The 5,517-nt window shown below is 67.6% G+C and carries 6 protein-coding genes; 3 read left to right on the top strand and 3 right to left on the bottom strand.

From position 1 onward, the window contains the following. Positions 1–14: 14 nt before the first annotated feature. The 3 genes from ACOJTB_RS16985 to ACOJTB_RS16975 all read left to right on the top strand — a co-directional run bounded on the left by ACOJTB_RS16985 (position 15) and on the right by ACOJTB_RS16975 (position 3,581). On the top strand, positions 15–959 hold the full coding sequence (locus tag ACOJTB_RS16985) for an ABC transporter permease (protein ID WP_420103708.1): 945 nt from the start codon (positions 15–17) through the stop codon (positions 957–959). A 13-nt stretch (positions 960–972) separates the two neighbouring features. Beyond that, positions 973–1,863 (top strand): ABC transporter permease, encoded by an 891-nt coding sequence (locus tag ACOJTB_RS16980; protein WP_420103705.1) that lies wholly within the window; start codon positions 973–975, stop codon positions 1,861–1,863. Positions 1,864–1,970: 107 nt separating this feature from the next. Continuing rightward, positions 1,971–3,581: an ABC transporter ATP-binding protein gene (locus ACOJTB_RS16975; protein ID WP_420103707.1), complete on the top strand. Its 1,611-nt coding sequence runs from the start codon at positions 1,971–1,973 to the stop codon at positions 3,579–3,581. Between the two features lie 58 nt (positions 3,582–3,639). Here ACOJTB_RS16975 and ACOJTB_RS16970 read toward each other — a convergent pair whose 3' ends face one another. The 3 genes from ACOJTB_RS16970 to ACOJTB_RS16960 form a co-directional block, all read right to left on the bottom strand. Continuing rightward, positions 3,640–4,485: an HpcH/HpaI aldolase family protein gene (locus ACOJTB_RS16970; RefSeq protein WP_420103704.1), complete on the bottom strand. Its 846-nt coding sequence runs from the start codon at positions 4,483–4,485 to the stop codon at positions 3,640–3,642. 5 nt (positions 4,486–4,490) lie between these two features. Beyond that, a complete protein-coding gene (locus tag ACOJTB_RS16965) occupies positions 4,491–5,405 on the bottom strand; it encodes an alpha/beta hydrolase (RefSeq protein WP_420103703.1) in 915 nt (304 codons plus the stop codon). Next, positions 5,342–5,517 (bottom strand): ABC transporter ATP-binding protein (locus ACOJTB_RS16960; RefSeq protein WP_420103706.1); only part of this gene is annotated, 176 nt, incomplete at its 5' end. The genes ACOJTB_RS16965 and ACOJTB_RS16960, both read right to left, overlap by 64 nt.

Below are 5,517 nucleotides of genomic sequence, written 5' to 3'. Positions count from 1 at the left end.
TTGGGAGGGCATTGATGGTTCGTTTTGGGTTGACGCGGCTTGGGATGGCGTTGCCGACGCTTGTGATCGTTGCGGTGTCGGTTTTTGTCTTGATCCGTCTGATACCGGGGGATCCGGCGCAGCTGATGCTGGGGGATCTGGCGACGCCGGCGAGCCTGGCGGATCTGCGGGCTCGGCTGGGGCTCGACCAGAGCCTGCCGGTGCAGTTCGGCCTCTGGATCGGCCATGTGCTGCAGGGCGATTTCGGCCACTCGATCTCGTCGCAGCAGGCGGTGTTGCCGCTGATCCTGCAGCGCTTCGCGGTGAGCGCGCAGATCGTGCTGGTGGCGGTGCTGCTGGCGAGTTGCGTCGCGGTTCCGGCCGGCGTGATCGCCGCCTGGAAGCAGGATTCAGCGCTCGATATCGGGCTCGTCGCCACCGCGACGCTGCTGCTCTCGGTGCCGACCTTCTGGCTCGGCCTGCTGCTTTTGCTGTTCTTCGGGCTGAAGCTCGGCTGGCTGCCGGTCGTGGGCTATGTCTCGATCGCCGACGACTGGAAGGCGGGGCTTGTCTACCTCGTCATGCCGATCCTGACGCTGTTCCTGCACGAGATTGGCGTCATCCTGCGCATGGCGCGGGCCTCGACGCTGGAGGTGCTGCGGCTGGACTACATCACCCATGCCCGCGCCAAGGGCCTGTCGGAAAGCGCCGTGCTGTGGCGCCACGCCTTCAGGAACGCCTTCGGCCCGACCTGGACGCTGATCGGCCTCGTGCTCGGCAACCTGCTCGGCGGCATCGCGGTGGTCGAGACGGTGTTCACTATTCCCGGACTCGGGCGGCTGCTGGTCGATGCGATCTTCGCGCGCGACTATCCCGTCATCCAGGGCTGCATGCTCTTCGTCGCCTTCACCTATGTGCTGGTCAATCTGGTGATCGACCTCTGCTATCCGATCTTCGACCCGAGGGTTGCTGCACAATGACGGTGGCCGCGCCATGACCGACAGCCCCCTGACGACCGGCGGGGCGGTGCCGAAGGCCGCGGCCGCGGCGCCCCCGCACCGGCGGCGCGGCCTGCCGGCGCCCAATGCGCTGGTCGGCGGCGCGCTGATCGCGATCCTGCTCGCCACGGCCGCGACCGGGGCGCTGTGGACGCCCTATGATCCGCTGAAGCTCTCCTTCCGCGAGAAGCTCGCCGCGCCGTCGGCGCTGCACTGGCTCGGCACCGACGAGTTCGGCCGCGACGTGCTCTCGCGGCTGATGGCGGGGGCGGCGACCTCGGTCTGGATCAGTGTCCTGACGGTGACGCTCGCCGTTATCGCCGGCACGCTGATCGGCCTGCTCTCGGGCTATCTGCGCGGCTGGACCGACCGCATCGTCATGGCCTTCAACGACGCGCTGCTGGCCTTCCCCGGCATCCTGCTGGCGCTCGGCCTGCTCGCGGTGGTCGGCGCCAACAAATACGGCATCATCGTCGCGCTCGGCATCGCCTACACGCCCTCCGTCGCCCGCGTCGTGCGCGGCACGGTGCTCTCCCTGCGCGAGCGCGAGTTCGTCGCGGCCTCGCGCGTGATGGGCAACTGCGAGGCCTTCACCATGATGCGCCACATCCTGCCCAACTGCATCGCGCCGCTGACGGTGCTGGCGACCTCGATGTTCGGCTATGTGCTGCTGGCCGAGAGCGCGCTGTCCTTCCTGGGACTGGGCGTGCCCCCTCCGGCCCCGACCTGGGGCAACATGCTCGCGGCCTCGCGGCCCTATATCGGCCAGGCGATGTGGCTCGGCATCTTCCCCGGCCTTTGCATCTCGCTGACCCTGCTCGGCATCAACCTGCTGGGCGACGCGCTGCGCGACCGGCTCGACCCGCGGATGAGGGGCGCGCGATGAGGGACGCGTATTCGAGCGAAGGGGGAACCGGTTCGCGTGAAGAGAGCGCGTCGGAGCAAAGGACCGCTCCCCTGCTGGATGTCGCGGGCCTCACGCTCGCCATCGGCATGACCGGCCGCAAGGTCGTGGACGACGTCTCCTTCCAGGTCTTCCCCGGGGAGATCGTCGGCATCGTCGGCGAATCCGGCTCGGGCAAGACCCTGGCCGCCCGCGCCGTGATGGGGTTCGTGCCGCCCGCGGTCAGGCTGACGGGCGGTACCATCCGCTTCGAGGGCCGGGACGTGATGGGGATGGCGCCGAAGGCCCTGCGCGCCCTGCGCGGGGCCAGGGTCGGCATGGTCTTCCAGGAGCCGATGACCTCGCTCAACCCCTCGATGCCGATCGGCCGGCAGCTCGAGGAAGGGCTGGCGCTGCACCGCAGGCTCGATGCGCCGGCCCGCCGGGAGCTGATCCTCGACATGCTCCGGCGCGTGGGCCTCTCCGACCCGGAAGGGGCGCTCGGCGCCTATCCGCACCAGTTCTCCGGCGGCATGCGCCAGCGCATCATGCTGGCCTCGGTGATGCTGCTGAAGCCGGCGCTGCTGCTCGCCGACGAGCCCACCACCGCGCTCGACGCCGTCGTGCAGCGCGACGTGATGGAGCTGATGGTCGGGCTGACGCAGGCCAACGATACCGCCGTGCTGCTGATCTCCCATGATCTGGGCATGGTCGCGCGCTATTGCAGCCGCATCGTCGTGATGCAGCAGGGCGTCGTGGTCGAGCAGGGCCGCGCCGAGGAGCTGCTGGCGCGGCCGCAACACCCCTATACCCGCAAGCTCCTGGCCGCGATGCCGCAGCGCCTGCCGATCCGGCTGCTGCCGCATGCGGAGACTCCCCTCGTCGCGGTGCGCGACCTCGTCGTCGACTATCCCGGCCGGCAGGGCTTCCTGCGCCGGAGCGCGGGCAAGCGCGCGCTGCACGGCATCTCGCTCGAGGTCAAACCCGGCGAGGTCGTCGCGGTCGTCGGCGGCTCGGGCTCGGGCAAGACCACGCTCGGCCAGTCCATCGCCGGGCTGGTGCAGCCCTCGGGCGGCGCGATCCTGTTCAACGGCAAGTCGGTTCTGGGCAAACCGATCGACAGGAGCGATGCGGCGTACTGGGATTACCGGCTGAACTGCCAGATGGTCTTCCAGGACCCCTACTCCTCGCTCGATCCGCGCATGACCATCCGCCAGCTCGTCGCCGAGCCCTTGCGGCTGGGCGAGCCGATGAGCGCGGCCGCGCGTCGGGCCCGCGTCGGCGAGGTCCTGGCCGAGGTGGGCCTGGGCGAGGACTTCGCCGAGCGCTATCCGCACGAACTCTCCGGCGGGCAGCGCCAGCGCGTCGCGATCGCGCGCGCGGTGGTGCGCCGGCCGAGCTTCGTCATCGCCGACGAGCCGGTCTCGGCGCTGGACGTCACCGTCCGCGCCCAGGTGCTGGAGCTCTTCGACGACCTCCAGAAGAAGCACGGCTTCTCCTGCCTCTTCATCAGCCACGATCTCGGCGTCGTCGAGCAGGTCGCCGACCGCGTCGTCGTCATGCAGGACGGCCGCATCGTCGAGCAGGGCACCCGCGACCAGATCTTCGACGACCCGAAACACACCTACACCCGAAAACTCCTCGCAGCCGTCCCGAGCCTGCAAGCCACCCCCGAAGGAGGCGTCAGCCTGTGCTGGAGGTTTACGCCCGAAGGCCAATAACGCCAGCAGACAGGGCTACGGTCGCGCCAATTTCAAAGCGCATTTCTGTACGATAAAGCTATGTTCGAAGACCTGTTGATCTGGCGCTCAGCAGATGTGCGGATAGCCCGTCATGAAGGGCGGCCTGTTGCTCCGCGACAATCAAGGAGGCCGCGCCGGCGCTCGCGGCGAAGGCGCGTTCTGCATCGCGCCATGCCGGCATGATCCACGGCTTTCCGACATCGGCACAAAGCCTGGCGACGAGCCGCAGATCGTCGCGGTCGGCATCGGTGAAGCGGTAGCGGCCGCGGCCCCGCGTCAATGAGAGATCCGAGGGCCCGACGAAGACGCCATCCACCATCGGAAGAGCCAGGATTGCCTCCAGGTCACGCAAGGCGTCGGCCGTCTCGACCATCGGGAAGCAGAGCGTTTCGCGATTGTCGCGTTCGAAATAGGCGTCGTCCGGAACGCCGTATCGAACGCTTCTGGCCCCCGCATAGCTGCGCGTGCCGAGGAGCGGATACTTCGACGCGGCGCACACGGTCCGTGCATGACCGATGTCGCCGATATGCGGAATCACCACGCCGTGGGCGCCGAAATCCAGCGCCTGCTGGATCGCCTCGCCTTGCGGTCCGGTCACCTTGACCAGCACCTGCAATCCCAAGGCTCGCGCGAGCGGGATCAGCCGGTCCAGATCCGCCAGCGACAGCGTGCCGTGTTCTACATCGAGGACCAGCATGTCATAGCCGAGATCGGCTGCGATTTCGATGAAGACCGTGTCCGGCGCGGCGAGCCAGCATCCGATCTTCGGGGTGGACGGCTTCTTTTGGATCACGATCGACTCCGAAGGGCGGCGAGCGGTGGGGCCGTGGACCGCTGACGCGACAAGGCGGTGGCGAAGCTGGAGCGCCGGATCGGCGCTCATGCCGATCAGGGGGAACGGGCCAGGCCGCGGCCGGTCAGGACATCCGAGAAAAAGGCTTTGACCGGCTCCTGAACGAGCCCGCCCGCATGCTCGACATCGGGAACGACGTCGAAGCGGACCGAGATGCCTTGCGCCAAGAAGGCCCGCTCCAGGCTGCGGAGCCGGTCGATACGCGTCTTGCCGGTGTCGTTGACGCCTTCCATCCAGTTCGGCGAGCTGGGCTTGACCGTCACGTCCCAGGTTTCGACGTCCTGGGCTCCGACCACCATTTCGACCGGCACCTTTCGCATGGCATCCAGGTCGAGGCGCCTGCCGAAGATCGCCTCCAATCCGCCGGTCCCGACCCACCAGGGCTTGTCGGGATCGGGAAGCGTCACGACGCCGGGCGCGCCGATCGACACACCCATGAGCCTTTCAGGATGCAGATAGAGAAAGCGGTGGGCGAACTGCCCGCCACCCGAGAATCCGTGCATCAGAACGCGGTCAGTGTGCAACCGATAGGTCTCGCCGATCTCCGCGATCATATCGAGCAGAACGCGATCGTAGCGGATGCCTTCGTAAAGCATGCGCTTGTAGTTGTGCAGGTCGCCGGGCTCGACGATGCCGCATGGAAAGAGCGGGGCCAGAAGGGCGCATTGTGCAGCCTCGGCGAAATCGATGAACTGGTCGCGCAAACCCGTTGCGTCACGCAGGCTGCCATGGACCAGAACGGCCAGCGGGTAGCGGCGATCGCCCGTCTCCGTGTAGCTCGCCGGGATGTAGCAGCAATACGACATCCGTTGATCGAGCCGCGAGGCGAAAACCGAGGTTCGGCCGCGCGCATAGGCAGATAAGGTGGCCCAATGTCCCTTGTTCGTCATCGTATCCGGCTTTCGGCTTGCGTTGCGGTCGTCGTCACGTGCTCGGCATTGCGCCAGCACAGGCTGACGCCTCCTTCGGGGGTGGCTTGCAGGCTCGGGACGGCTGCGAGGAGTTTTCGGGTGTAGGTGTGTTTCGGGTCGTCGAAGATCTGGTCGCGGGTGCCCTGCTCGA

It is taken from the genome of Allobosea sp. (assembly GCF_048595345.1).
Lineage (GTDB): Bacteria > Pseudomonadota > Alphaproteobacteria > Rhizobiales > Beijerinckiaceae > Allobosea.
This window is presented reverse-complemented; position numbering and strand designations above follow the sequence as displayed.